Consider the following 24268-nt stretch of genomic DNA (forward strand, 5'->3'; position numbering starts at 1 on the left):
AGGGCACACCTCAGCGTTGGCCGCGGAAATAGGGAACAAGCAGTGCTCTCGGGTAGTCTGCCCGGCGGGCAACCACGATCAGCGCAGCGATCGAAAACAGATACGGCATCATCAGGAAGATCTGACCTGGAATGAAACTGCCGACTTCCGTCTGGAGCCTGACCTGGAAGGCATCGAATGCGCCGAAGAGCAGCGCACCAATCAGTGCTTTGCCGGGCCGCCAGGACGCAAATACGGTGAGTGCGATGCAGATCCACCCGCGACCGTTGACCATGCCGAAGAAAAAGGCGTCAAAGGCGGACATCGTCAAGAAGGCACCGCCAAGGGCCATGATGGCTGATCCGGCGACGACTGTTCCGATGCGGATCGCATAGACGGAAAGGCCTTGTGACTCAACGGCTGAAGGATTATCGCCGACGGCTCGGATCGCCAGACCGAGAGGCGTCCTGTAGAGAACATATGCTGTTGCCACAACAAGAAAGAGGGCCAGAAATGTGAGCGGGGTTTGCTGAAAGAGCGCAGGACCTATGAATGGCAGCTCGCTGAGGACTGGAATGTCGAGCGGCTGAAATGCGTCGATGCGGGGCGGTGAAGAGACGTCGGGCAAGGCTGTACGATAGATGAAATAACTGAGCGAAGTCGCAAAGAGCGTTACGCCGATCCCGGAAACATGCTGCGATAGGCCGAGCGGTACTGTCAGGATCGCATGGATCAGCCCGAACAGAGCGCCCGCACATGCGGCAACGAAGACACCGCCCCACAGGCCAGCCCCAAGCCAGACGGCCATCCAGCCCGCCATTGCACCTGCAGTGAAGATACCTTCAATGCCGAGATTGAGGACCCCGGCACGCTCGCAAATTAGTGCTCCGATCACGCCGAATATCAAAGGCGTTGCGATACGCAGCGCGGCCGCCCAGAAATTTGCAGACAGAAGAATGTCCAGGATCTCGATCATTTTGCTGTCTCCTTTGCAGCCGGAGCACCGACAAGGCGGATCTTGAACCTCAAGAACAATCCGGCCACCAGAACGCAGAGCAGGGACATGGCGACCATCAGGTCAGCCAGATAGTTGGAAACACCTGTTGCGCGGGACATTGAGTCTGCCCCAACGAAAATACTGGCGATGAAGAGGGCCGCGATAATCACACCGACGGGAGAAAGGCCTGCCAGCATGGCTACGACAATGCCGGAATACCCGAAACCGGGCGACAGGTCCGCAGTCAGATACCCTTTCAATCCGGCAACTTCACCGACACCGGCAAGGCCAGCCAAAGCCCCGGAAATCAGCCCGACCCGAACGAAAGTGGCGGTTACCGGGATGCCGGAATGGCGCGCCGCTGCTGCATTTTCTCCAACAGCGCGGATTTCGAAGCCCCAGACCGTGCGCTTAAGCATAAAGTAGACGCCGAGCGAGGCAACAAGCGCAATGATCAGGCCCCAGTGAATGCGCATTCGGGCCATCAACTTCGGCAGCGCAGCCTCATCGAGGATGGGTTCTGATTGGGGCCAGCCCATTCCCATCGGGTCCTTCATTGGGCCTTCCAGCATCATCTGGACAAAGAGCAAGATGATAAAGTTCAAGAGGAGCGTGGTGACCACTTCATCGACACCGAGGCGGGTCTTCAAAAGTGTTGGCCCGAGCATGACAAGCCCGCCGGCAAGTGCCCCGGCCAGAATGACCAGGGGTATAAGGAACAACGATGGGCCTCCAAAGGCGCCTGTGCCGACGGCAACGGCAGCCAAGGCACCAGCATAGAGCTGTCCTTCAGCGCCAATATTCCAGAGCTTTGCCCGAAAGGCGACGGCGGCCGCAAGACCGGTCAGGATCAGGGGTGTGGCGCGCGTGAGCATTTCGGTAAAAGCAAACATTGATCCGAAGGCACCCTTGACCATCAGGCCGTAGGCGCCAAAAACGGACAGCCCGGCAAACGCCATGGGAATGGCTGCAAGCAATAGCGCTGCCACTGCAGCAGCAACCAATACAGAGAGCACCCTGGAAACGGGGACCGGACCTCTGGGTTCAAAGCGGATCATGCGGCTTCTTCTCCATCATGGCCCGCCATGCGCAAGCCGAGTGTGCTCCGGTCGAGCATTTCAGTCGGGTTCGCTTCAGAGAGTTTTCCGCGATGGATCACGGCTATACGGTCGGAAAGACGCATCAGTTCATCCAGGTCTTCGGAGATCAGGATGACACCGGCTCCCCTGTCGCGAGCGGCAAGAAGACGTTTGTGCACGTCCGATGTCGCTCCGACATCAAGACCGCGGGACGGCTGAGCAGCGAGGACGACCTTTGGCATTGTCTCCAAGGTACGGGCCAGAACAATCTTCTGTATGTTTCCGCCAGAGAGCAGCCGCGCCGGACTGTCTTCGCTCTGGCATCGGATGTCATAGGCTTTGATCAGGCTACGGGCGCGTTCCCGGATCGCAGCAAAGCGCAGCAATCCAAAACTTTGGTTTTCGGGTTTGCGAATGGTTTCAATCGCCAGATTTTCCGAAACACTCATTGCACCGACAATGCCGTCATGATGACGATCCTCGGGAATACGAGCGAGACCGATATCAATCATCTTGCGCGCGTCAACATGCGTGAGCAGCTGGTCTTCAAGAAGCATTTCTCCGGAGACTATCGGCTCCAACCCGGAAATGACTTTGGCGAGAGTCGTCTGACCATTTCCGGATACACCTGCAATCCCGAGGATCTCACCCGACTTCAAGTCGAGATCCACATCTTGCAGTGCGTCGCGACCTTGGCCCGCGAATATCCTTTTGAGGACGAACAGCGACCTTCCGGCTTCCTTTTCGGTGCGAATGGTCTCAACGATTTCGTGCCCCACCATGAGCTCGGCCAGTTTGCGCTGGTCGCAGCTGGCTGTCGGCAGGTCGGCAACCTTGCAACCGCCTCTCAGGACAGCGACGCGATGCGAGGATGCGATCACTTCTGCAAGTTTGTGGGAAATGAAAATGATCCCGAGACCGTCATCAGCAAGTGTCTTCAACGTTGCGAACAGGGTTTCTGATTCTTGCGGTGTGAGGACCGCTGTCGGTTCATCGAGCACAAGTACACGGGCATCTCGATAAAGCGCCTTAAGGATTTCAACGCGCTGTTTTTCGCCGACGGACAGTTGGGAAATGCGGGCATCCAGCGACACCGTCAATCCGGATCGTGCCATCAGATCCTCAAGTTTCGCGCGTGCCGGTGCGCGTGCGGTGGAAAGTGTCGCGAGGCTTTGTGTGCCCAGGAGGATATTGTCGAGGGCGCTCAGGTTCTCAGCCAGTGTGAAGTGCTGATGCACCATGCCGATACCGGCCTCAAGCGCTGCGTGGGGAGATCCTGGCTCGAGTTCTGTGAGACTTCCATTCCCGGAATTGACCAGCACTTGTCCCTCATCAGCAACATAGTGGCCGAAGAGTATGTTCATCAAAGTGGTTTTTCCGGCTCCATTCTCGCCCAGAAGAGCAAGAATTTCACCGCTGCGAAGATCAAGCGAAACGTCGCCGTTCGCCGTCAGCGCTCCAAACCGTTTGGTGATGCCGTCCAACCGCAGGACGAGCGCAGCCTTCTGTACAGGTGCGGTCATGCAGAGCTCCGGATGTAAGAAATGTGGCCGCCGCCTGGCGGGGCGGGGAAGAGCCGGCGATCTGATGATCGCCGGCAATCACCATTACATGGTGGATTTCGGTTCTGTGTCGTTCACGTTTACGCGGAACAGACCGCCCAGGATTTCCTGTTCTTTCTCCTTGGCGGCTGCAACGGCATCTGCCGGGGCGAGGCTCTCGTCGACAATGAAACTGCCGCCGCCATAGGACATGAAGCTGAAGGGACCGTAGTCTGCCGGTTCAAAGCTGTCGTCGACAACTGCTCCGATTGCCCGGTCAATGGTTGGTTCCATGTGCCACAGAGCGGATGAGAGGATGGTGCCCGGGTAGTCGCCGGAGGTATCGATCACGTTGCCAATTGCCAGAAGACCCTTTTCCTTGGCTGCGTCGGACACGCCGAAGCGCTCGGCGTAAAGAATGTCGGCGCCCTTGTCGATCATGGCAAACGCGGATTCTTTCGCCTTGGGCGGATCGTACCAGGAGTTGATAAAGGTCACGAGAAACTTCACATCGGGATTAACCGCTGTCGCACCATCCATGAAGGCGTGCATCAATCGATTGACCTCCGGGATCGCGAAGCCGCCGACCATACCGATGACGTTGGATTTGGTCGTAGCACCGGCGATCATGCCCGACAGATAGCTTGGCTCATGGATCCAGTTGTCGAAAACAGCAAAATTCGGCTGCGCCGGGCCGAAGGACGAGCCCATCAGGAAAGCCGTTTCCGGATACTCGGCGGCCACTTTACGGGCAGCGCGTTCGACTGCGAACGCCTCGCCGACAACAAGATCCATACCTTGCTCGGCATATTCGCGCATGACGCGCTCATAGTCGGTGTTGGCGACATTTTCTGAGAATGTGTAGGTGATTTCGCCGCGTTCCTGGGCAGCTTTCAGCGCTTTGTCGATGCGGCTGACCCATTGTTGTTCAACCGGAACGGTGTAGATGGCAGCGACCTTGATCGGATCTGCAGCTTCTGCCGGCGAGTACACAAAGCCTGCAGCCACTGTGACTGCCAAGGCAGCCGACAGGAGGGCCCTGCGGGCCTTCGAAAATGGTTTTGAAGTGTGCATTTGAGTCCCCTGGAAGGTATTTTTGCGGAAAAAGTTGATCACAAAATATGCGTGCCCACAAGCTGTGCAGTGCGCCAGAGTGGAATTTTTTGATCAATTGGGAAAATTTCTGCCGTTTTGGAATTCTGGCAGGTCGAGAGCAACCTTGGTTTCAAGCAACAAAAAAACGCCGGACAAGCCGGCGTTTCTTCAAGGTCGCGATAAAATCCGTCTTAGTTGAACAGACTGGATACGGACTTTTCGAGCGCAGTACGGTTGATTGCCTCTCCCATCAGGGGCGCAATCGAGATTGCCCGTATGTTGGAGGCTGCGGTGATTGCCGCTGTCGGCTCGATGGAATTGGTGATGACCAATTCCTTGAGTTTCGAAGATGCCACGCGCGCGACAGCACCTCCGGACAAGACGCCGTGGGTGATATAGGCCGTCACCGACTTGGCACCTTTCGCAAGCAATGCTTCGGCAGCGTTACAAAGGGTACCACCACTGTCGACGATGTCATCGACAAGAATGCAGTCATAGCCATTCACTTCGCCGATGATGTTCATGACTTCCGATTCTCCGGGCTTGTCGCGTCTCTTGTCGACAATGGAGAGGGGAGCCTCGATGCGCTTGGCGAGGGCGCGGGCACGGACCACACCGCCGACATCCGGCGACACCACCATGACGTTGTCGGTGGCATACCGTTCCTTGATGTCGCGTGTCATGACCGGAGCTGCAAACAGGTTGTCGGTCGGTATATCGAAAAAACCCTGGATCTGTCCGGCGTGGAGATCCAGGGTTAGAACGCGGTCTGCACCTGCTTCGGTGATGAGGTTCGCCACAAGCTTGGCCGAGATCGGCGTTCGACCGGAAGCGCGGCGGTCCTGCCGGGCATAGCCGAAATAGGGGATTACCGCGGTGATACGACGTGCGGAGGAACGGCGCAGCGCATCGATGATGATGAGCAATTCCATAAGGTGGTCGTTTGCCGGGTAGCTGGTTGGCTGCAGGACGAAGACATCTTCGCCACGCACGTTTTCTTGAATTTCAACGAAGATTTCCTGGTCGGCAAATCGCCGGACCTGGCATTTGGCCAGAGGTACATCCAGGTAAGTGGAGATTTCCTCTGCCAGGGCTCGGTTCGAATTGCCCGCGACGATCTTCATGAGCCGCAAGTCCTTCTGGTGCGACACCGTGTTTCAAGGGAAGATCCTTGAAGGCACGGAAATGGACTAGATCTTATCGAGTTGCCGGACGCCGCAAGATCTTTGCAAGATCCTTCGGCAGGCGGCGGCGTTTTAGCAATCAACCACCTCGACCACAACCGCCGTAAGGGGCAGAACACCTGTTTTTTTAAAAATTCTGACACACAGCGATAATTGCCCGGCTAACCGTTTCATTATCGGTTGAGCCAGGCGTTGATTTCTACCATCGAGCGATTTGCGATGCGCGACAATGTCCCAGAATTGACCGACTGCCAGGGATCACCAGACGCGCCGCCGGTGGATTCGGTGCCCGAGATTCTGATTGAGTCGGCGTCCGGACCCGTCGACAATGTCAAAAACATAGAAAACGGTTCCCGTTGACGGCTGTCCGGTGGCGGACAGATAGCCATTCACACGATAGGTCGCGCTGGCGCCAACGCGTCGAACCAGAGTGATGCCCTGTTTGCGCGCTTCCGCTCCGATGAATTCGGATAGTTCATCGGCAATATTACCTGGCGCGCCGGTAAAGGGTTCAAAGGCAAATGTGACGCCCTGTGCCTCATCCGAAGGACCAGACAGGGATGGCGCGGGTGCAGACGACGTGATGGAGGTCGGCGGTTGCGGCGAGGCCTGACAGGCGGCCAAAAGACCTGCGACCAGAAGTCCGGCGATCAGGCGCAGAGGAAAATCAGAAGTCTGGTTGAAAAAACGGACCATGGAGATGCCTGGCTCTCTTTGTCGATTTACCGTGGATGCAGGCCCTTCACGAGAATCGCAAAGAAAGAACCGGGCCGCAGATTTGTCCTTGGTTTAGCCTGACTTGACCGGCAGGTCGAGAGGCAGCGTGGATAAGCTTTCCGGAGCGTCCTGTGTTGTCAGGTAGGTCTGGCCAAGGGTCATGGCTGTTCCGGATATGGAATCCATCAAGATCATGTGCATGAAGATCACCATGTTCTCTTTGACTTCCGCCGGATTGGACTTGTAGGCCATGGGTGTGTCCATCCAGCTCGGGGTGAACCTTGCCCCCAAAGAATAGCCGCAGGCATTGAGCCTGTGCGGCATCATGCCATGACTGTCGATCCGTTCTGCGTGAGCGTCGAAGACATCACCGAACGTCCGGCCCGGAACGAGTTGCGTTTCAACCGCTGCCAACGCTTCGCGCGCGGCAAGGTACATTTCCTGATGCCGGTCGCTCGGTGTACCGATGACCACGGTTCGCATCAGTGCCGCGTGATAGTGGCGATAGCTGCCAGCCCATTCAAGCGTGATCTGATCCTGGGCCTCAAGCACCCGGCGACCCGCCTTGTAGCGGCACAGCAGGGCGTCCCGACCTGAGCCGATGATGAACTCGTTGCCTGGATAGTCGCCTCCACCTTCGAAAATTGTTGCCTGCATGGCGGCCAGGATGCGGCCCTCGTCGGCGCCCGGCCGAATTTCGTCAAGCCCTGCCAGATACGCCTTGTCGGCCAGCTCAGCGGCCTTTCGGACATAGACGATCTCTTCCTGGCTCTTGACCGATCGCAGTTCGGGTATCAGCGGGGAAGCATCTCGAATGTCCGCGAAGGTCGACAGTTCTTCATTTATCTGCAGCGCAATCTTGCCGGTCATTCCGTGCGTGTCGTACTCGATGCCGATGCGGCTTCCCAGAAGATCCATGTCAAACAGCATTTCCTTCAGCTGCGACACTGGACTAGCCGACCCCCGGTCAATCCAGATCCGGATGTCGGGTATGTTGGACGTGTGTTTGGCCTGCCGCTCATCGGCCGAGCGTGTGAGAAGCACCATACGGTTGTCGCTTGTAACGACGAGGCACTGGAAGAAACAATAGCCGAAGGTGTCGTAGCCGGTGAGCCAATACATGCTCTCCTGCGCGAACAAAAGCATCGCGTCGAGCTTCTCCGCCTCCATTGTTGCGTGAAGTTTCTCAAGACGGGATTTGAATTCTGCGTCGGAAAAATGAAGTGCCATGAGCCTTTATCCAGTTTATCGCGTCAGAACGATTGCACTGATCTGGCGGCCGTAGTCCGGCTCCCCGCGATGCGTTGTGCGACGGTAAGAATAAAACCTGTCTTCGTCGGCGTAGGTGCAAAGGTCCATGTTGGCCACCTTTGCAAGTCCCAGCCCTTTGAGCGTGTCGCCGATATAGGCCGGCAGATCGAACATGAAGTGCTGGGCTTTCTCAGACGGTATGAAGTAGCTTTCGTTTGCCGGATCTGCTTCAAGGAAGCGTTGTTTGAATTCCGGTCCGACTTCATAGGCCGACTGAGAAATGGCGGGTCCGAGTACGGCGGTGATGCCAGAGGGGGAAGCGCCGAGATCCACCATGGCCGAAACAGTGTTTTGCATAACGCCAGTTACGGCTCCCTTCCATCCCGAATGGGCAGCGCCAACAACCCGAGCCTCCGGGTCGGCGAAAAGAATGGGGCCGCAGTCAGCGGTGGATATGCCGATTGCCAGGCCGGGTGTGCGTGTGACCAGGGCATCCGCCTTGCGATCCGCCCCGTCTTGCCACGGTGTCGCGACTGAAATCACGTCTGGTGAGTGGATTTGATAGGGCTCGAGTAAGTTGATGATTTCGACGTTCATTTCCTTCGCGACGCGGCGGCGGTTTTCAAGAACGCTGTCACGGTCATCATCAGAGCCAAGGCCGATGTTGAGACTGTCATAAATACCGCCGGAAACACCGCCTTGCCGCGTGAAGAACCCGTGGTTCAACCCTTCCAGCTGCAACTCCGTTGCTTCAAGTCTCATGCTTTGCTCCGGTATGGGAAAGATTCGAATTCCAAATCCTTGGTGTCTTCAAACTGCGCTGTCAAATGGTGGGAACGAAATTTCCTGTCCTGTGATTGCAAGCACCTTGAACAAGTCTCCCATTTGATCGGGCGCTGCCAGGCGTTCCACGTCGTCGCGGATCCGTTCCTGCTCAGCATGTGATTTGCCGGCTCCCAGGGTTCCTGCGCGTTCCAAAAGTCCTGCGCTGACTAGAAAATTACCCTGTTTCATGGGCGAGAGAGCAAAGGCACCACCCTTGATTGCACTGGCGGTAAGCGCCTCGAAATTGACATGAGCTGTGAGGTCGGCTTCACCGGGATGGACCAATACGTCATCGAAGGCATGTCGGTAGACCGCTTGCAGCGTGTCCCCCGCTGTGGTCTTCAGATAACCGTAGTCGATGATCAGCGCAGCGCCGCCGTGATCTGCGAGACGCGTGCCGATCTCTTCGGCAATCGCATTTGCAGTTGGCTGAGTTTCGACGATCGCGCCTTCGGGAGCTGCAATCAAATCATGTGGCACCGCGTCGTCTGGAAGACGGGCAGTTCCTGCCCCGAACATGAGATCTCCGGTATCAGACAGACCGATCTGGCGTTCTCGCCAGCCGTCAGCGGTTTTGATAAATTGGTGAATGGGCAGCGCATCAAAAAACTCATTGGCGACCAGCAGGAGGGGGCCGTCCGGTAGCTCCTGAAAAGCGGATCTGAAAGTGGGCTGAAGCGGGCCGCCGCAGAGTGTTTCCTGTTGGATTTTGCGAAGCCGCGGGCTTGTTTCCACCAGGTTCAGGCAGGCAGCTTCAAGGAAGTCTGGTCGGAGCGATGCCATGCGCAGAACATCAGCCATCAGTGTGCCCCGGCCGGGTCCTATTTCTGCCAATTGAACTTCGGCAGGCGAACCCATCGCATCGAATGCGGCAAGGCAGACAGCACCGATCAGTTCTCCAAACATCTGGCTGACTTCCGGAGCGGTGATGAAGTCTCCGTCCCGGCCAAATGGGTTTTGGGTCGTGTAGTAGCCAGCTTCAGGATCGCTGAGACATACCCGCATGTATTCGGCGACGGAAATCGGACCTTCTGCCGCAAGGCGCGTTTTCAGTCTGTCTTTCAAATCCGTCACGAAACGGTGGCCTCGGCCCTGTTGCGTGATGCCCAGACCATGGCGACGATGCCTGCCAGGATCATTGGCAGCGACAATACGATCCCCATTGTCAGGAACCCGCCGAAATAGCCGATATGAGCATCCGGCACACGGTAAAACTCAACAATTGAACGGCCGATGCCGTAGCCGCATGCGAAGGCTCCAGCCAGGAAGCCGGGCTTCTTCAAAAGCGCAAACCGATGGCTCAAGACACGCAGCACGAGAAACAGGACCACACCTTCCAGAGCAGCTTCATAGAGCTGGCTTGGGTGGCGCGGTTCCGGACCAGCTCCGGGAAAGACAAAGGCCCAGGGCACATCTGTTGGACGTCCCCAGAGCTCCGCATTGATGAAATTTGCTACCCGCCCGAAAAACAGGCCGATCGGTGCTGCACAGGCCGCCAGATCGAAGAGCGTCCAGACGGATAGCCCCCGGCGCCAGGCGAACAGGATCATGGCAATGACAGTTCCGGCAAAGCCGCCGTGAAAGGACATGCCGCCACTCCAGATGGCAATAGCTTCGGCCGGATTGGCAAGGTAATAGGCGGGATTGTAAAAAAACACATACCCCAAACGGCCACCAATGATGATCCCGAGCGTTCCCCAAAGAACGAAATCATCGAGATCCAAAGGGCTCGGTCGCTTCTGGTTGCCCCAAAGCTGCTCGTTTTGAGCGAGAATGCGCATGTACCGCCAAGCCAGAACGATGCCGACAATATAAGCCAGGGCGTACCAGCGCAGTGCGAAAGGGCCGACCTCGAAGATAACTGGGTCGATTGCGGGAAACGGCAAAACCAATAAGGGCGGCACGGTAAATCCTTAGGGCAAGATCCGGAACGGGCAAAGCCAGTCGCAACGCTTGGCGGATCTTGCCGTCCTCGTCAAGACACAGGGTGCGGCGCAATTGGTTCTTGAAGTTGCCCGCAATCCCTCATACGTGTCACCTATTCGCCTCAACCGCACATAGGAGGGTCCGATGACCCAAGGCCCAAACCGAGTTCTTGACGATTTTGCCAAGCTGATGACAGACGCAGCCGGTGTCGCCCAGGGCGCGCGCCGTGAAGTTGAAACAGCGTTTCGTGCACAGGCCGAGCGGTTTCTTTCGGAAATGGACGTCGTCTCTCGCGAAGAACATGAAGCAGTCAAGGAAATGGCGACCCGGGCACTCGACAAGGTTGAAGAGCTCGAATCGCGCCTCGCAAGGCTTGAAAATCCGGGTTCGGACCCGTCTGCCGACGCCTGACCTGAGTTCTAACGTTGATGTGAGCGATTTCTGTTAATTGTGAATGACAGAAATACGACGCTTACACTCGGCAGAATTGCAGTGTTTTTGAGCAGTGTGATCAAAATTCTTGCGGCGTCGTCCACAAGTTTCGGCTTTTCCGGATCAGTTGGTATGTATCGCTTAAATCATTCCTGATCCTATACTCAAAGATAACAGGGATTCGTCGGAGCAAGACGGAACCGGTTCGATCTAAAGGGCCATCAAGGACGCGTTTTGCTCCCCCGGCATGGGACATTTCCCGGCGGCCCCCCGGTTATTGTGATCGGGTATTCGGCCCCGGCTCGAAAGGGGAGAAGGCATCATGAGCCTCATCGAGATCGAATTCGAGCGACCTGGCAATCCCGTCGATACCATCGAGACTGTCGCGGCCTTGAATGACTGGACCTTTGAGCGGTCGGACGAGGACGAAATAACCATTTCCCTTGGAGGTAGTTGGTGCGACTACCATGTGTCCTTTTCCTGGATGGAAGAGGTTGAGGCCCTGCATCTTGCCTGTGCATTCGACCTCAAGGTCACCGAACCGCGCAAGACGGAAGTTCTCCGGTTGCTCGCCATGGTGAACGAACAGCTCTGGATGGGGCATTTCGATCTCTGGCATAAAGAGAACGTCATTATGTTCCGCCAGTCGCTGCTTTTGTCCGGTGGAGCTGAGGCATCTTCAGCGCAAATTGAAGCAATGCTGACAAATGCACTTGAAAACTGCGAACGTTTCTATCAAGCCTTCCAGTTCGTTGTCTGGGCCGGGTACTCGGCCTCCGAGGCGATGAACTCGGCATTGTTTGAAACCGCAGGAGAAGCATGAGTTTTTCCAAAGATCGCCCTTTCCTTCTCGTCGGAGCCGGCAAGATGGGCGGGGCAATGTTGTCGGGGTGGCTGGCAGAGGGAGTTGATCCCGCTGCGATTGTCGTCGCCGATCCCAACCTTTCCGATGAGATTGGCGCAATGCTTGCCAAACATGGTGTACGCCATGTGGCCGCTGCTCCGGCTGACCTGACGGCCGGGATCGTGCTGGTCGCCGTCAAACCTCAGTTGATGGATCAGGTTCTACCGCAGCTTAAAACGATCGTTGACGCAAACACCCTTGTGCTTTCCATCGCAGCTGGCACACCTGTCTCCAAATTCCAGCAGTATTTCGGCAAGGTTCCAATTTGCCGCTGCATGCCGAACACGCCCGCAATGGTCCAGCGCGGGATCACTGCTGTGTTTCCAACGCAGGAAGTCACCGATGCACAAAGAGCGGATGTGACCAAGCTGCTGTCGTCAGTCGGCAAGGTTGTCTGGCTTGCTGCGGAAGATCAGATAGATCTTGTGACCGGGGTCAGCGGCTCCGGCCCTGCTTATGTGTTTTTCCTGGCGGAGGCGCTTTGTGAAGCGGGAAAGGCAGCAGGGCTGCCGGATGATATTGCTCAGGAACTGGCCGTTGCCACCGTCTGCGGCGCCGGTGAATTGATGCATCAGACGGGTGAACATCCATCGCTGCTTCGCCGGAATGTCACCAGTCCGAATGGCACAACGGCAGCGGCTCTTGACGTGCTGATGCACGCTGAAGGGCTGCAGCCTGTCATGACTGATGCAGTTGCAGCTGCCATCCGGCGGGCCAAGGAACTGGCTGAATAATCCTCGTCTAAATGGCCCTGCGGCGCGGGGTCACCCTTTTCGTGGACGCCTTTGCCTCCTATCTTTCAGATACGAAGGAAACTGGAGGCCCATTCATGGCGACCGCAAAGACCAAACAGAAGATCCTGAAGACCTTTTTGAAGCTGCTGGAGACACATCCATACGACAACGTGTCGCTCCCATTGCTTGCTGAAGAGGCAAAGGTCAAATTGTCGGACATGCGCAGCGCATATGCATCGAAACTCAAGCTGGTTGCTGCGTTCTATGAACAGATCGATACCATCGTCCTGGAAGAACGGGATGAGGACATGGGCGATCAACCGCCCCGCGACCGCCTGTTCGACGTCCTGATGACACGGATCGACACGCTGGCTGAATACAAGGAAACCATTAGGGCCTTGAGGGCGGCCGCACAACAAGACCCGGCGCTTGCACTGGATTTCAATGCGCTCGAAGTGCGGTCTCAAAAATGGATGCTGATTGCCGCTGGCATTGATGTGTCAGGGGTAAAGGCAACGGTGGTGGCGCAGGGACTTTCTATAGCGTTTGCCCGTGTTCTTGATGTCTGGTTGGATGAAGCAGACGAAGGCATGCCCCGGACAATGGCGAAATTGGACAAGGAACTCGACAAGGGGACTTCGTTCATGAAACGTCTTAAGGGCGTGGAACGTGCCGCCAAGAAGATGCGCTCGTTCTTGAGAAAGGCTTCCCAGGGCCGCAACCATCGGCGGAAGCGCAGCGAAGAAACGGATGAAGACGGCGTCGACTTTGCTGATGAGGCACCGGCAGGAGCCTGAAACCGCAGCAACAAGATGGAAACTGACTTGCAATAGCCGAACTGACCGGACAAGGTCGCTTGCGAAATGAAAGGATCCTTTCGTGAGCGACCAGATCAGTTTTGATGATTTCCTGAAAGTCGATATACGCGTCGGCCGTATCATAGAAGCCGAAGAGTTTCCTGAAGCCCGAAAACCAGCCTATAAAATGAAGATCGATTTCGGGCCTGAAATCGGCGTCAAAAAGACCTCTGCACAAATCACCAAACACTACACACCCGAGACACTGGTTGGAAAACTGGTGATGGCGGTGATCAATTTCCCGCCGCGCCAGATTGGGCCGGTCATGTCGGAAGTGCTGACACTGGGTGTGCCGGATGATGAAGGTGAGGTCGTGCTTCTCACACCGGACAAGGGCGTTCCCATAGGCGGTCGTCTCTATTAGGATTTGGTTTTCGGCTCGAACAACCGCGTGCGAATCCAGAGAAAGGTCATCCGGCGGCCCCATGTCCCATCTGATCAGGAAAGCGGCGTGCGACGTGCCGGGGTTGTCTCCGGCTCAAATAGCACTCCGGCCGATGGTTCTGCTGGTCTTCCTTTTGTTTCCTGCTTCAGCGGCCAGGGCCTGCTCTTTGGCCCTTGTCCTGGCAGTGGATGTTTCAGCAAGTATCACCGAGGAAGAATACGAGCTGCAACAGTCCGGAATTGCGATTGCCCTCAAGCACCCAGATGTCATCAAAGCGATTGAGGCCGTCGGTGGTATTTGGTTGCACAGTTTTGAGTGGAGTGGGCGCTACCAGCAGAACACACTGCTCGACTGGAGATATCTTTCCGATGAAACAAGTAACTCTGCAGCCGGCGATGCGATACTGGCCACAACACGCGACCATAGAGAATTCATGACGTCGCTCGGCGCGGCGCTCGTTCATGCAACTGATGTTCTGTCGACAGCTCCGGAGCGCTGCGACCGACAAGTTATCGACGTGTCGGCGGATGGCATCAACAACGAGGGCGACGATCCGTTTGTCGCTTACGCGACCCGCGATTTCTCTGATGTAACCGTCAATGCGCTGGTCATCCGAAAGGAAGAGAGAACCTTCCGGTATTTCGTCAACAAGGTCATCACGGGCCCGGGCGCTTTTGCCCAACCGATCAACACCTATGAGGACTATACCGAAGGCATGGTTCGCAAACTTGTGCGGGAAATCATGGGTCTGGGTTTCGCCGATCTGCGGTCAGGCGACTTAGGTCACGCAGGGACGCGCAGTTTTGCTCGTAGACCACCCAGCGGGGAATCTTCCAGATAAATATCACCGCCATGCGAACGGGCAATGTCCCTTGCAATTGCAAGACCGAGGCCGCTGCCGGTTTCATCCATGTTTCTGGCAAGATCCAGTCGATGGAACGCGCGGAAGGCGAGTTCACGCTGATCCGGTGGAATTCCGGGCCCATCGTCATCAATGGTAATTGTCAGCCAACCGTTGGCAATGCGGCCTTCGACCTCGACGCGGGCGCCATATTTGCATCCATTGGTCACGAGGTTGGCCAGCGAGCGCTTCATGGCAAGTCGCCTGATTTCAACATCCGACGGGCCGTTAAAGCGGATTGTCACGGATTGTCCGGAAATCTCAGCTTCTTCTTCGAGCTCTTCCAGCAAGATCGCAATGTCGGTAACCTGGATATCCTCGTCGCCATCCCCTCTGGCAAAGGCGAGATAATCTTCCAGCATATTGCTCATCTCATCGACGTCCTTGCGCATTGCGTCGCTTTCCGGTGTGTTGCCGAGAAAGGCAAGCTGGAGGCGCAGGCGGGTCAGGATCGTGCGAAGGTCATGGCTGACACCGGCGAGCATTGTGGTTCGCTGCTCGATCTGCCTCTCGATCCGGCGGCGCATATCGATAAAGGCCACGCTCGCACGCCGGACTTCACGGGCGCCGCTGGCGCGGAAGTTTTCAACCGGACGTCCCTTGCCGAACGCTTCGGCAGCATTGGCCAGGCGAATGATCGGCCTGATCTGATTGCGCAAGAACAAAAGTGCGATGAACACCAGGACCAGCGAGGTTGAGAACATCCAGACCAGGAAAATGTGCGAATTGGACGCGTAGGTCTGACTGCGGCGGGTGAAAATACGAAGGATCGAGTCTTCCAGCTGAATGCGGATCTCGACGAAACGGGATCGTCCGACCGTATCAATCCAGAACGGTTTGCCGATCCGTTGGCTGATCGCAAGACTGAGTTCCTGATCGATGACATCGAAGAACGGTTTCGTCGTCGGCGGCGGCAAGGGTTCCAGAGGCAGGATTGTGATTGACATGCCAAGCGCCCGGGCGGACATTTCCTCGATCTTGAGGTGGTCCGGATCCTGCGGGTAGTTTTCCAGGACATAGACAACGGCTGCGATTTCTCGCACGACCGCCTCCGACATGCGCCGTGACACCAGCTGATAGTGGCGTTCCATGAAAACGAACACCAGCACCGACTGCAAGATCACAATCGGTGCCACGATGATCAGGAATGTCCGCGTGAACAGCCCCTTGGGCATTACCCGGTACATAAACCTGGAAACCGAGCTGTAGACGTGAACGAAGGGTTTGAACGGCGCGATCAATGGCTTCAGCCGATCAGCTGAGGGCAGGCGACGCAAGAGGGAGGTGAAATCCATCTGGGCGCGTTTCAGTCGCATGCCAATCGGTAACCAATCCCACGCACCGTCTGCAGATAGATCGGATTTCCCGGGTCGGATTCTATCTTGCGCCGGAGGCGATTGATCTGCACATCGACCGTGCGTTCACCCAGACCGCTTTCATCGCCGACGATCTTGTGGCGTGGTACGGTTGCCCCAGGTTGTTCGGCAAAGATCGACAGGATCTGTTTTTCACGATCCGTCAGTCGAACCATGGCATCGCCGTTTTTCAACTCGCCGCGCGACGCATTGTAAGAGAACGGACCAAAGCGGATTTCCTCCTGCGCTACGACCGGTTGCTGGCTGCCTCGACGCAGAATTGCGGCAATCCGCAACATCAGTTCTCGTGGCTCAAAAGGTTTTGAAAGATAGTCGTCAACGCCGGCTTCAAGGCCCGCGATGCGATCATTCGCCTCTGAACGGGCGGTCAGCATGAGGATCGGAACTTCCGAGTCTTCCCGCAAGGCACCGGCAAGTTCCAGCCCCGTTTCGCCGGGCATCATGACATCAAGGATGATCAGGTCGAACTCCAATCCCGACAGACATTGGCGTGCTTCGGCGGAATTTGCTGCGGCAGAAACCCGATAGCCGTTCTCCTTCAACAGCCTGGACAGGAGATCCCTGATGCGATTGTCGTCATCGACTAGAAGAATGTGGTTGGCGTTGTCGTCCGGGACCTGAACATTCATTGCGGTTGTCTTCGCTCCGATTGGCATTTGGTCTCAATTAGTCCAGCAAGTCGTGGGGCGTCCGGACGAGCTTCAGGATGTCTGCGCGGGCTTCTGGATCAATCATTTGCAACAGGAATTTGCGGATAACTTCGTTGCTTCCATCTGGCAATCCAATTAGGGCACGTTCAAGGCGCTGTTGCTGCAGCCGGGTCAGTTCAACGGCCAGCGCATGGCCCTGATCGGTTGTGAACAAAAGGCGTTGGCGACGATCGTGATGGCCTTCACGTTGCTCGATGATGCCCGCGTCAACCAGTTGCTTCAGAACCCGTCCGAGGCTCTGCTTTGTGATCTTCAAAATGCCGAGCAGGTCGGTGACCATAATGCCGGGGTTGCGCTCCACAAAATGCAAGACCCTGTGATGGGCTCGGCCAAACTCGAACTTCGCCAGCACGTCATCCGGATCGCCGGTAAATTCACGGTAGGCAAAGAACAATAGCTCGATGAGATCGTAAGGCAGACTTTCATCGCCCCCTTGATCTCGGTCTCCGGACTTGGCCCCGTGTTCCTCGCGGGACACAGAAGAAAGTGTCGATTTGAAATTTACGTCAGTCATATTGACTTAATTCTGGTCGATTGTTACTTGTTAGCCACCGCGAACGAAATGATCGGTCTTTTAGATGCTTTTTTACGCATCAGATGCTAAACGAATCCGATCAAGATCGCAGCGGACATCAGGATACCGATAGTAGGCGTGCTGTGCAAAAAATACAGCGGTAAAAAGAGCGCAAGTCATTGGCGTTATTTACCTCTGCACAAGGACAACAATATTCGCTCAAAGAGCGGGCGGGAGATGGAAGATGGCTGGGAAGCCTTTTGATCAGCTCAGTGGTGATATCTGGTACGACGGCACCTTCGTGCCCTGGTCGGACGCAAAGCTCCATGTCCTGAGCCATGGGCTGCACTATGGCAGCAGTGTTTTTGAGGGCGAGCGGGCCTATGGCGGCCGGATCTTCAAGTCTGAAGAACATACCGAACGCCTTTTGGCCTCCGCCGGAATGCTGGGTTTCGACATTCCCTGGACCGCAGAGCAGATCAACTCCGCCAAGGAAGAAACCCTTGCCCGCATGAACCTGGTCGATGCCTATATCCGCCCGGTTGCGTGGCGCGGCAGCGAAATGATGGGGATCTCTGCGCAGAAAAACACCATTCACCTGGCCATTGCGGCCTGGGAATGGCCCAGTTATTTTGCGCCGGAAGAGCGATTGAAGGGCATTCGTCTTGATATGGCGGACTACCGCCGACCCGATCCGCAGACCGCGCCTTACAAGGCCAAAGCCGCTGGCCTCTACATGATCTGCACCATTTCAAAGCATGCCGCCGAATCCAAAGGGTATGCAGACGCGTTGATGCTGGACTGGCGAGGACAGATTGCCGAGGCGACCGGTGCAAATGTCTTTTTCATCAAGGATGGCAAGATCCACACCCCGACGCCGGACTGTTTTCTTGACGGCATCACACGACGCACGGTGATCGGCCTTGCAAGAGACCGGGGTGTCGAAGTGATTGAACGGTCGATCCTGCCGGACGAACTGTCCGGCTTTGAACAGTGCTTTGTCACCGGAACAGCCGCCGAAGTCACGCCTGTGTCGGAAATCGCCGGTCACCAGTTCCAGGTCGGCGATATCATCAAGAACCTAATGGAAGACTATGATACCGCTGTGCGCCCGGAAGCGCCTTCGCTGAAAGCCGTTGCCGGCTGATCTCGTCAATGCGGCTACCATGAACAAGGCGGGTTTTAGACCCGCCTTTTTTGCGTCCCGGCTTTGTTTCTGGGCGTTTTCTCTAGCGGCAATCAGTTCTCATTCGATCAATGCTGTGTGCTTCTCAGCCCTTCGCCTAGCTTCTTGGCATTTTCGACCGCCTGAGCCCCATAAAGTGACCAGGACTGTGTCAGCCCCTCCATTATGAGGGACAGTTCAATTTCCTTGCCTTCCAGCTCAACGGCCTGTGCAGCTCGTTTGGCAACTTCCATCTTGTGATCATTTAGCAGCTGAATGAGGCGCCGGTCCTGAGGAGCGGTGGCAACGGCTGCATGGAACAGACAGCCACGCGTTGATTCCGTCCGCATCCAGAGACCGACCCGATCCAATATTGTGCCGAGTGCTTCCACAGGGTCTTCCGGGAGCTCTGCGAAGATCAAATCCATGTACCGCTGATGCCGGTGCTCAAGAGCGGCATAGACCATTTCTTCCCTGGAGGGTGTGTATTTATAGAGTGTGCGAAGGCTGACACCAGCTGCGTCCCGCAACTCACCGACACTGGGTGCGGCAAAGCCGTTCTCGGCGAAAACCCGCTCCAGTCCTGCCGCTATCTTGGTGAATGTGGATGTCATGGTTGACTATGTAGAATGATCGTTCTACATGAGCAAGTAGAATGATCATTCTACATGAGGTGGCAGCGTGAATATTCCGCAAAAGATGAGTGGTATCGTCCTGATCGGTCACGGTGGACCGGAAAAGCTCGAGTGGCGGGAAGACTTGGCGGTGCCGGTTCCTGAAAAGGGCGAAGTGCTGATCCGGGTTGGAGCGTCTTCAGTCAACAACACGGACGTGAACACCCGCACCGGCTGGTATTCCAAAAGCGTTCGTGGCGACACCGCTTCCGGGGCAACCGGAGGCTACGGCACGGACGCGGACACCGATGGCAGCTGGTCCGGAACGCCGCTTTCCTTTCCGCGTGTTCAAGGGGCCGATTGTTGCGGTGAAATCGTCGCTGTCGGTGTGGGCGTTTCTGAAGAACGCATAGGCGAGCGGGTTCTCGTGCGGTCGATGCAGGCGGTTGATGCTGAAAGTGATGAACCGGCGGTCCAGACTTTTGGATCTGAACATGACGGCGGCTTCGCCGAGTATACCAAGACCCGTTCAATGGATGCGATCACCGTCGTTTCCGACCTGAGCGATATCGAGTTGGCCACGTTTCCCTGCGCATTTTCAACAGCTGAAGGCATGATCCAGCGATGTGGTCTTGGGGCTGAAAGAGTGCTGATCACCGGCGCGTCCGGTGGCGTCGGGTCAGCTGCGATCCAACTCGCAAAACGTCGTGGGGCACATGTGACCGCTCTTACGAGTGCCTCCAAGGCAACTGCGCTTAAAGACATTGGTGCAGATGAGACACTCGAACGGGATGCTGAATTGCCGAGCCGTGCGTTTGATGTAGCGCTTGACCTCGTAGGAGGGTCGCGTTGGGACGATGTCGTCGCGTCGCTTTGCAACGGTGGGCGATATGTCACCTCAGGTGCGATCGCAGGACCGATCGTCGAACTGGATCTCAGGACGCTCTATTTGCGCGATCTGGCTCTCCTCGGCAGCACCTTTCAGCCGGCCAACATTTTCACGGATCTGGTTGGCTACATAGAGGCCGGTGAAATTCGGCCCATTGTCGCCAAAACATTTGCCCTGAAAGATATCCGCAAAGCGCAGGAGAGCTTTCAAGCAAAGTCGTTTGTCGGCAAGATCGGAATCAAAGTCAGGCAGTGAGCCGTCTTAGAGGCATTGCCTGCGGCGCGGCTAAGCTTTGCGTTCCAGCGCGTGAAACATCCGTCCGCGTTCTGCGTAAAGGATGCAACCGATCGCGCACAGGCCGTAGACCGTATAGGCCAGTCCAAGAGGTTGGGTTGTGCCGTCGAACAGCTGGCCCATTATGTATCCGAGTATTGCGCCCCCCAAGGTGCTGATGAAGCCGATGACAGACGATGCCGTTCCGGCTATCGCACCGAGCGGCTCCATCGCCATGGCGTTGAAATTTGCCCCAAGAAAGCCGAAGGACATCATCACAAGGCTTGCGCAGATCAGAAACAGCCACAGGTTTTCGAAACCCAATGCCGACATGAGAAAGATCACCAGACCGAGCGAGGTATAGAAGACTGCTGCACCGTGAGACAGACGGCGCATGCCGATTGCCTCGACAAGCTGGGCATTCGTGAAGGAAGCGATTGCCATGGCAATCGCTATGGCGGCGAAGACGATCGGAAACAGTTTTCCGAGGCCGAATACGTCGACGAAGATCTGTTGTGACATTGCCAGGAAAGCAAAAAGACCGCCGAATATGAACGCCATTCCAACAGTATAACCCAGGCAAACCCGTGTTTTCAGCGCCAGGCCATATGCGTCGACAATGTGCGAGAACACCATGGGTCGACGTTTTTCACCCGGCAATGTTTCCGGCAGGCGGAGACCGGTCCATACCAGCATGGCAAGGCCTGCAAGAAGCAACAGGATAAAAATCCAGCGCCACCCTGCCAACAACAAGATAGCCTGTCCGACGGATGGCGCGACAACCGGCACAGCCATGAAAACCATCATGACAAGCGACATGACCTTGCCCATGCGCCGGCCGGTATAACAATCGCGCACAACGGAGAGGGCGGCGACCCTTGCGGCGGCGCAGCCAAGTCCCTGAAGCACACGCGCCAGCAGAAGCTGATCGAGGTTCTGTGCGAAGATGGCTGCTATGCTGGCGGCACTATAAACGGCGAGCCCGCTGACCAGCACCTTGCGCCGACCAAAGGAATCCGTGACCGGACCAAAAAAGCTGACCGCCTCCGAAACCGATCAAATATGACAGCAGTACCAGTTGGCGATTGTTTTCCTCAACGATCTGCAAGGCATCGCCTATGGCGGGCAAAGCGGGCAGCATGACGTCGATTGCCATCGCGTTCAGCGCCATGATCATTGCGATGATGGTCACGAACTCTATGAACGGAATGCCAGTTTCCCGGACGACCTCGCTCGAACCGTCCTTCGGTTCCGAAGCCGTATTGCCGCCAATTGCGGCGTCTGATGAGTCACTGTGCTGTTTCACGGGTGTTGGAACCAATATTGAAGGCAGGAGGCCAATGGTCTGAATTGTATAACGGGATTTGTCAGCCGGTGGTAGCGATAGAACGAAAGCTGGAGTTTGTCACGAAGACCAGCGTGCAGCGTCGTCCTCATCTCCCGATTTTGCTTCGACCCAGGAACCGCTGTCTCCGTCCACCAGGTGTTCCTTTTTCCAGAAAGGCGCGCGGGTCTTCAGATAATCCATCAGGAAGTCGGCAGCCTCGAACGCGGCGCGTCGATGTGCCGAAGCCGAGACGACCAGAACAATGTTTTCACCTGGCGGTATCTTGCCAAAGCGGTGAACCACAGTCAGTCCCGTCAGCGGCCAGCGTTGCACTGCCTGCTCAGCGATCCGCGTGAGCTCCGCTTCGGCCATCCCGGGATAATGTTCCAGTTCAAGAGCGCTCAGGGTGCCTGCTTCATCGCGGCACAAACCGGTAAACGTCACCAGCGCTCCAACATCCTTGCGGCCCTCGGCAAGAGTACGGGACTCCAATTGAACATCGAAATCTTCTGATTGAACGCGAACAACCGGCGTGACCTTCATTGTTCAGCCGCCTGTCATCGGCGGAAAAAATGCGGCTTCCCGTGCGTTGCCGAGTTCTGCATCGACCTCCACATGAAGCTGATCGAGGGCGACCCGGATCGCGTCCTCTTCTTCAAACGCCGCAGCATGATTTTCGTCCAGCGATTTCAGGTGCCCGATCAGGTCTGCCACTGTCTTGACGGAGGCTGGCACTTCGATGGTTTCTTCTTCAAGGCCGACCCGTTCGCGAACCCATGCGAAATAGCGGATGTTCATTAGTTCCTCGATAAAGTGGCTGTTTTCAAAATTCCGGACCTGACCTGCCAGTCACTCCGTAATGAGATGGCCGATGCCGGCCCGAAAATAGTCATAGCCGGTATATAGGGTCAGTGTGGCAGCCAGCCAAAGTGCAATCAAGCCGACAAACGTAGTTCCCGGCAATACAGAATCGCCTGCCGGTCCGGCCAACAAGAATGCAATTGCGACCAATTGGACCGTGGTTTTCCATTTAGCTAGCTGCGTGACGGGAACGCTGACTTGCAGTTCGGCAAGAAACTCCCGCAACCCGGAAACCAGAATTTCGCGGCACAAAATAATGATGGCCGCAACCAGTGACCAGCCACCGATTGTACCGTCCGCCGCAAGCATCAGCAGGCAAACGGACACGAGCAATTTGTCGGCGATCGGGTCGAGCATGCGGCCGAGCGCGGATTGCTGTTGCCAGGCCCTTGCTAGATAGCCGTCAAAAAAATCGGTAATTGCCGCAACCACAAAAAGAGCCAAGGCGATCCAGCGGGACGTGTTGCCTTCAAAATAGAAACAGGCCACGACTGCCGGAACCGCCAGAATGCGACCATAGGTCAATAGATTGGGCAGGCTCAGAACAACGTTTCGTTTCATATCGGCTTTCAGATGCGGGCGCTTGAAGCCAGGATCGGAAGACGCGTGTCGTCTTTCTTCTCCGGACATTCAGCTCAGCGCCCCAATAATTACTCTAACGCGAGTGCCTCGGGGAACCTTCTACCGGTTTCAATCGAATATGCTATCGCCTTGTTGGTCAATCATCATTTTGGCTTTGCGCACCATCTCTCTGGCAGCGCCTTCCTCGTCGGGCATCGTGTCTGCCCGGATAAAGGTATGCACTTTGGTGGTCTCGCCGAAGTCTTTTTCAATTCGGCCGGACACCTGCCATTGACCGTTGTTCGATTGCGGCGTAGCGACGATCCGAAAGGCATCGTGCTGCACAGTGGTGGCTTTCGAACTGCTTTTCGCCTTACCTTCGCCGGACGACGAGAACAGCGATTTGAACATCTTGCCAAGCATCTTGGGCCCACTCCTGACTTGCTTTCTTCCCTTTTACGAGGGGCTGGAATGGGGTGCAAGGGCTCTATTGGTTGTTGGGCCCGGTTCGATGACTGCGTAGCTTCATGAGGCTTAATCTAAACTAGCCAAGTGCCCTTTGCGTCCAGTGGTGCCGGCAAAGGGAGACATAGGTTTCGTTTCCGCCAATGACGACCTGATCACCTTCTTCGAGAATTTTGCCGTTTTCATCAAGCCGCGCGACCATCGTCGCCTTGCGGCCGCACCAGCAGATTGTCTTGATTTCCTTCAGATTGTCCGCGAGCGCCAAAAGCGCTGCGCTTCCTGGAAAGAGTTTGCCCTGAAAATCCGTGCGCAGACCGAAACACATGACCGGAACGCGGAGCTGATCTGCGACCCTGGCCAGTTGCCAGACCTGTTCTTCGGTCAGAAACTGGGCTTCATCTACCAGAACCGCATCCAGCTTGCCTGCCTCACGCGCCTTGGAAATATGGAGGAAAACATCGTCAGCCGAAGAGAAAACGTCAGCCTCTGCCGCAAGTCCGATACGCGAGGCAATCTTGCCCTTGCCGCCACGATCGTCGAAGGCAGCTATCAGTAGGAGAGTGTTCATGCCGCGTTCCTCGTAATTGTAGGCAGCCTGCAGCAGCACTGTCGACTTGCCAGCATTCATCGAGGAATAGTTGAAATAGAGTTTTGCCATGAGCCAAAGATCGGGAATCGGGTTGATTGTCGTTCGCAGTGTTCCCAA

29 protein-coding genes are annotated in these 24268 nt (G+C 56.1%); 8 read left to right on the top strand and 21 right to left on the bottom strand.

The features are described from left to right. Positions 1-10: 10 nt before the first annotated feature. From ACZ1HV_RS23065 to lgt, 10 genes are all read right to left on the bottom strand, one after another. Positions 11-955 carry an ABC transporter permease gene (locus ACZ1HV_RS23065; protein WP_298962674.1) on the bottom strand — a complete coding sequence of 315 codons (945 nt, stop codon included), beginning with the start codon at positions 953-955 and terminating at the stop codon, positions 11-13. Beyond that, positions 952-2034, bottom strand: a complete 1083-nt coding sequence (locus ACZ1HV_RS23070) for an ABC transporter permease (protein ID WP_298812492.1) — start codon at positions 2032-2034, stop codon at positions 952-954. The genes ACZ1HV_RS23065 and ACZ1HV_RS23070 overlap by 4 nt, the downstream gene beginning before the upstream one ends. Continuing rightward, positions 2031-3578 (bottom strand): ABC transporter ATP-binding protein, encoded by a 1548-nt coding sequence (locus ACZ1HV_RS23075; RefSeq protein WP_472716438.1) that lies wholly within the window; start codon positions 3576-3578, stop codon positions 2031-2033. The genes ACZ1HV_RS23070 and ACZ1HV_RS23075 overlap by 4 nt, the downstream gene beginning before the upstream one ends. Before the next feature lie 84 nt (positions 3579-3662). Then, entirely contained in the window at positions 3663-4670 is a 1008-nt protein-coding gene (locus ACZ1HV_RS23080; RefSeq protein ID WP_298985431.1) for a BMP family protein, read from the bottom strand. A 212-nt stretch (positions 4671-4882) separates the two neighbouring features. Further along, on the bottom strand, positions 4883-5815 hold the full coding sequence (locus ACZ1HV_RS23085; protein WP_152500556.1) for a ribose-phosphate pyrophosphokinase: 933 nt from the start codon (positions 5813-5815) through the stop codon (positions 4883-4885). Between the two features lie 318 nt (positions 5816-6133). Beyond that, positions 6134-6571, bottom strand: coding sequence for a hypothetical protein (locus tag ACZ1HV_RS23090; protein ID WP_472716439.1), 438 nt, complete (start codon positions 6569-6571; stop codon positions 6134-6136). A gap of 93 nt (positions 6572-6664) precedes the next feature. After that, positions 6665-7822 (bottom strand): M24 family metallopeptidase, encoded by a 1158-nt coding sequence (locus ACZ1HV_RS23095; protein ID WP_472716440.1) that lies wholly within the window; start codon positions 7820-7822, stop codon positions 6665-6667. Positions 7823-7837: 15 nt separating this feature from the next. After that, entirely contained in the window at positions 7838-8605 is a 768-nt protein-coding gene (gene pgeF, locus ACZ1HV_RS23100; protein ID WP_472716441.1) for a peptidoglycan editing factor PgeF, read from the bottom strand. 48 nt (positions 8606-8653) lie between these two features. Continuing rightward, on the bottom strand, positions 8654-9742 hold the full coding sequence (locus tag ACZ1HV_RS23105) for a class I SAM-dependent methyltransferase (RefSeq protein ID WP_298812477.1): 1089 nt from the start codon (positions 9740-9742) through the stop codon (positions 8654-8656). Beyond that, positions 9739-10572 carry a prolipoprotein diacylglyceryl transferase gene (lgt, locus tag ACZ1HV_RS23110; RefSeq protein WP_472716442.1) on the bottom strand — a complete coding sequence of 278 codons (834 nt, stop codon included), beginning with the start codon at positions 10570-10572 and terminating at the stop codon, positions 9739-9741. Before lgt ends, ACZ1HV_RS23105 begins: the two co-directional genes overlap by 4 nt. A gap of 166 nt (positions 10573-10738) precedes the next feature. Here lgt and ACZ1HV_RS23115 point away from each other — a divergent pair, with 166 nt between their 5' ends. The 6 genes from ACZ1HV_RS23115 to ACZ1HV_RS23140 all read left to right on the top strand — a co-directional run bounded on the left by ACZ1HV_RS23115 (position 10739) and on the right by ACZ1HV_RS23140 (position 14747). Further along, on the top strand, positions 10739-11005 hold the full coding sequence (locus ACZ1HV_RS23115) for an accessory factor UbiK family protein (RefSeq protein ID WP_298812474.1): 267 nt from the start codon (positions 10739-10741) through the stop codon (positions 11003-11005). Positions 11006-11348: 343 nt separating this feature from the next. Then, positions 11349-11849, top strand: coding sequence for a type III secretion system chaperone family protein (locus ACZ1HV_RS23120; protein WP_152500561.1), 501 nt, complete (start codon positions 11349-11351; stop codon positions 11847-11849). After that, positions 11846-12664, top strand: a complete 819-nt coding sequence (gene proC / locus ACZ1HV_RS23125) for a pyrroline-5-carboxylate reductase (RefSeq protein WP_472716443.1) — start codon at positions 11846-11848, stop codon at positions 12662-12664. Before ACZ1HV_RS23120 ends, proC begins: the two co-directional genes overlap by 4 nt. 95 nt (positions 12665-12759) lie before the next feature. Further along, positions 12760-13461, top strand: a complete 702-nt coding sequence (locus tag ACZ1HV_RS23130) for a TetR/AcrR family transcriptional regulator (protein ID WP_472716444.1) — start codon at positions 12760-12762, stop codon at positions 13459-13461. An 82-nt stretch (positions 13462-13543) separates the two neighbouring features. Continuing rightward, positions 13544-13885, top strand: coding sequence for a tRNA-binding protein (locus ACZ1HV_RS23135; protein ID WP_298812457.1), 342 nt, complete (start codon positions 13544-13546; stop codon positions 13883-13885). 61 nt (positions 13886-13946) lie between these two features. Further along, positions 13947-14747, top strand: a complete 801-nt coding sequence (locus ACZ1HV_RS23140) for a DUF1194 domain-containing protein (RefSeq protein WP_472716445.1) — start codon at positions 13947-13949, stop codon at positions 14745-14747. Here the strand turns inward: ACZ1HV_RS23140 and ACZ1HV_RS23145 are convergent. From ACZ1HV_RS23145 to ACZ1HV_RS23155, 3 genes are all read right to left on the bottom strand, one after another. Continuing rightward, positions 14690-15994, bottom strand: a complete 1305-nt coding sequence (locus tag ACZ1HV_RS23145; protein ID WP_298813192.1) for an ATP-binding protein — start codon at positions 15992-15994, stop codon at positions 14690-14692. The genes ACZ1HV_RS23140 and ACZ1HV_RS23145 overlap by 58 nt on opposite strands. Before the next feature lie 119 nt (positions 15995-16113). Further along, positions 16114-16812, bottom strand: a complete 699-nt coding sequence (locus tag ACZ1HV_RS23150; RefSeq protein WP_298812451.1) for a response regulator — start codon at positions 16810-16812, stop codon at positions 16114-16116. Positions 16813-16849: 37 nt separating this feature from the next. Then, positions 16850-17407 (bottom strand): MarR family winged helix-turn-helix transcriptional regulator, encoded by a 558-nt coding sequence (locus ACZ1HV_RS23155; protein ID WP_298812449.1) that lies wholly within the window; start codon positions 17405-17407, stop codon positions 16850-16852. Positions 17408-17651: 244 nt separating this feature from the next. On the opposite strand from ACZ1HV_RS23155, the gene ACZ1HV_RS23160 reads away from it, so the two are divergent. After that, positions 17652-18554 carry a branched-chain amino acid aminotransferase gene (locus ACZ1HV_RS23160; RefSeq protein WP_472716446.1) on the top strand — a complete coding sequence of 301 codons (903 nt, stop codon included), beginning with the start codon at positions 17652-17654 and terminating at the stop codon, positions 18552-18554. Positions 18555-18661: 107 nt separating this feature from the next. Here ACZ1HV_RS23160 and ACZ1HV_RS23165 read toward each other — a convergent pair whose 3' ends face one another. Continuing rightward, a complete protein-coding gene (locus tag ACZ1HV_RS23165) occupies positions 18662-19186 on the bottom strand; it encodes a TetR/AcrR family transcriptional regulator (RefSeq protein ID WP_472716447.1) in 525 nt (174 codons plus the stop codon). Positions 19187-19253: 67 nt separating this feature from the next. Between ACZ1HV_RS23165 and ACZ1HV_RS23170 the strand changes: the two genes are divergently transcribed. After that, positions 19254-20330, top strand: a complete 1077-nt coding sequence (locus ACZ1HV_RS23170) for an alcohol dehydrogenase family protein (RefSeq protein ID WP_472716448.1) — start codon at positions 19254-19256, stop codon at positions 20328-20330. A gap of 30 nt (positions 20331-20360) precedes the next feature. Here the strand turns inward: ACZ1HV_RS23170 and ACZ1HV_RS23175 are convergent, their stop codons facing one another. The 7 genes from ACZ1HV_RS23175 to ACZ1HV_RS23205 all read right to left on the bottom strand — a co-directional run bounded on the left by ACZ1HV_RS23175 (position 20361) and on the right by ACZ1HV_RS23205 (position 24220). After that, positions 20361-21344 (bottom strand): MFS transporter, encoded by a 984-nt coding sequence (locus tag ACZ1HV_RS23175; RefSeq protein ID WP_472716449.1) that lies wholly within the window; start codon positions 21342-21344, stop codon positions 20361-20363. After that, positions 21316-21654 (bottom strand): hypothetical protein, encoded by a 339-nt coding sequence (locus ACZ1HV_RS23180; protein ID WP_472716450.1) that lies wholly within the window; start codon positions 21652-21654, stop codon positions 21316-21318. The genes ACZ1HV_RS23175 and ACZ1HV_RS23180 overlap by 29 nt, the downstream gene beginning before the upstream one ends. 99 nt (positions 21655-21753) lie before the next feature. After that, positions 21754-22218, bottom strand: coding sequence for a molybdenum cofactor biosynthesis protein MoaE (locus tag ACZ1HV_RS23185; RefSeq protein WP_472716451.1), 465 nt, complete (start codon positions 22216-22218; stop codon positions 21754-21756). 3 nt (positions 22219-22221) lie between these two features. Then, positions 22222-22473 carry a molybdopterin converting factor subunit 1 gene (moaD, locus tag ACZ1HV_RS23190; RefSeq protein ID WP_298812437.1) on the bottom strand — a complete coding sequence of 84 codons (252 nt, stop codon included), beginning with the start codon at positions 22471-22473 and terminating at the stop codon, positions 22222-22224. 51 nt (positions 22474-22524) lie between these two features. Next, positions 22525-23097 (bottom strand): CDP-diacylglycerol--glycerol-3-phosphate 3-phosphatidyltransferase, encoded by a 573-nt coding sequence (gene pgsA, locus ACZ1HV_RS23195; protein ID WP_298813190.1) that lies wholly within the window; start codon positions 23095-23097, stop codon positions 22525-22527. 129 nt (positions 23098-23226) lie between these two features. Next, the gene (locus ACZ1HV_RS23200; RefSeq protein ID WP_298812434.1) at positions 23227-23520 is read right to left on the bottom strand and encodes an HlyU family transcriptional regulator; all 294 of its coding nucleotides are present in this window, start codon (positions 23518-23520) and stop codon (positions 23227-23229) included. 121 nt (positions 23521-23641) lie between these two features. Next, positions 23642-24220 carry a thymidine kinase gene (locus tag ACZ1HV_RS23205; RefSeq protein ID WP_298985424.1) on the bottom strand — a complete coding sequence of 193 codons (579 nt, stop codon included), beginning with the start codon at positions 24218-24220 and terminating at the stop codon, positions 23642-23644. Positions 24221-24268 lie beyond the last annotated feature (48 nt).

This window comes from Roseibium sp. JB4-4 (assembly GCF_055693425.1).

Excerpts from the sequence above, each read along its gene's own strand:
- ACZ1HV_RS23185 (WP_472716451.1), bottom strand. The coding sequence starts at position 22,218 with ATGAAGGTCACGCCGGTTGTTCGCGTTCAATCAGAAGATTTCGATGTT.
- ACZ1HV_RS23160 (WP_472716446.1), top strand. The coding sequence starts at position 17,652 with ATGGCTGGGAAGCCTTTTGATCAGCTCAGTGGTGATATCTGGTACGAC.
- ACZ1HV_RS23120 (WP_152500561.1), top strand. The coding sequence starts at position 11,349 with ATGAGCCTCATCGAGATCGAATTCGAGCGACCTGGCAATCCCGTCGAT.
- ACZ1HV_RS23130 (WP_472716444.1), top strand. The coding sequence starts at position 12,760 with ATGGCGACCGCAAAGACCAAACAGAAGATCCTGAAGACCTTTTTGAAG.
- ACZ1HV_RS23205 (WP_298985424.1), bottom strand. The coding sequence starts at position 24,220 with ATGGCAAAACTCTATTTCAACTATTCCTCGATGAATGCTGGCAAGTCG.
- ACZ1HV_RS23090 (WP_472716439.1), bottom strand. The coding sequence starts at position 6,571 with ATGGTCCGTTTTTTCAACCAGACTTCTGATTTTCCTCTGCGCCTGATC.
- ACZ1HV_RS23070 (WP_298812492.1), bottom strand. The coding sequence starts at position 2,034 with ATGATCCGCTTTGAACCCAGAGGTCCGGTCCCCGTTTCCAGGGTGCTC.
- ACZ1HV_RS23080 (WP_298985431.1), bottom strand. The coding sequence starts at position 4,670 with ATGCACACTTCAAAACCATTTTCGAAGGCCCGCAGGGCCCTCCTGTCG.
- ACZ1HV_RS23155 (WP_298812449.1), bottom strand. The coding sequence starts at position 17,407 with ATGACTGACGTAAATTTCAAATCGACACTTTCTTCTGTGTCCCGCGAG.
- ACZ1HV_RS23145 (WP_298813192.1), bottom strand. The coding sequence starts at position 15,994 with ATGTACCGGGTAATGCCCAAGGGGCTGTTCACGCGGACATTCCTGATC.
- proC (WP_472716443.1), top strand. The coding sequence starts at position 11,846 with ATGAGTTTTTCCAAAGATCGCCCTTTCCTTCTCGTCGGAGCCGGCAAG.
- ACZ1HV_RS23115 (WP_298812474.1), top strand. The coding sequence starts at position 10,739 with ATGACCCAAGGCCCAAACCGAGTTCTTGACGATTTTGCCAAGCTGATG.
- ACZ1HV_RS23150 (WP_298812451.1), bottom strand. The coding sequence starts at position 16,812 with ATGAATGTTCAGGTCCCGGACGACAACGCCAACCACATTCTTCTAGTC.
- ACZ1HV_RS23140 (WP_472716445.1), top strand. The coding sequence starts at position 13,947 with ATGTCCCATCTGATCAGGAAAGCGGCGTGCGACGTGCCGGGGTTGTCT.
- pgsA (WP_298813190.1), bottom strand. The coding sequence starts at position 23,097 with ATGAAACGAAACGTTGTTCTGAGCCTGCCCAATCTATTGACCTATGGT.
- ACZ1HV_RS23065 (WP_298962674.1), bottom strand. The coding sequence starts at position 955 with ATGATCGAGATCCTGGACATTCTTCTGTCTGCAAATTTCTGGGCGGCC.
- ACZ1HV_RS23075 (WP_472716438.1), bottom strand. The coding sequence starts at position 3,578 with ATGACCGCACCTGTACAGAAGGCTGCGCTCGTCCTGCGGTTGGACGGC.
- moaD (WP_298812437.1), bottom strand. The coding sequence starts at position 22,473 with ATGAACATCCGCTATTTCGCATGGGTTCGCGAACGGGTCGGCCTTGAA.
- pgeF (WP_472716441.1), bottom strand. The coding sequence starts at position 8,605 with ATGAGACTTGAAGCAACGGAGTTGCAGCTGGAAGGGTTGAACCACGGG.
- ACZ1HV_RS23165 (WP_472716447.1), bottom strand. The coding sequence starts at position 19,186 with ATGACATCCACATTCACCAAGATAGCGGCAGGACTGGAGCGGGTTTTC.
- ACZ1HV_RS23085 (WP_152500556.1), bottom strand. The coding sequence starts at position 5,815 with ATGAAGATCGTCGCGGGCAATTCGAACCGAGCCCTGGCAGAGGAAATC.
- ACZ1HV_RS23095 (WP_472716440.1), bottom strand. The coding sequence starts at position 7,822 with ATGGCACTTCATTTTTCCGACGCAGAATTCAAATCCCGTCTTGAGAAA.
- ACZ1HV_RS23200 (WP_298812434.1), bottom strand. The coding sequence starts at position 23,520 with ATGCTTGGCAAGATGTTCAAATCGCTGTTCTCGTCGTCCGGCGAAGGT.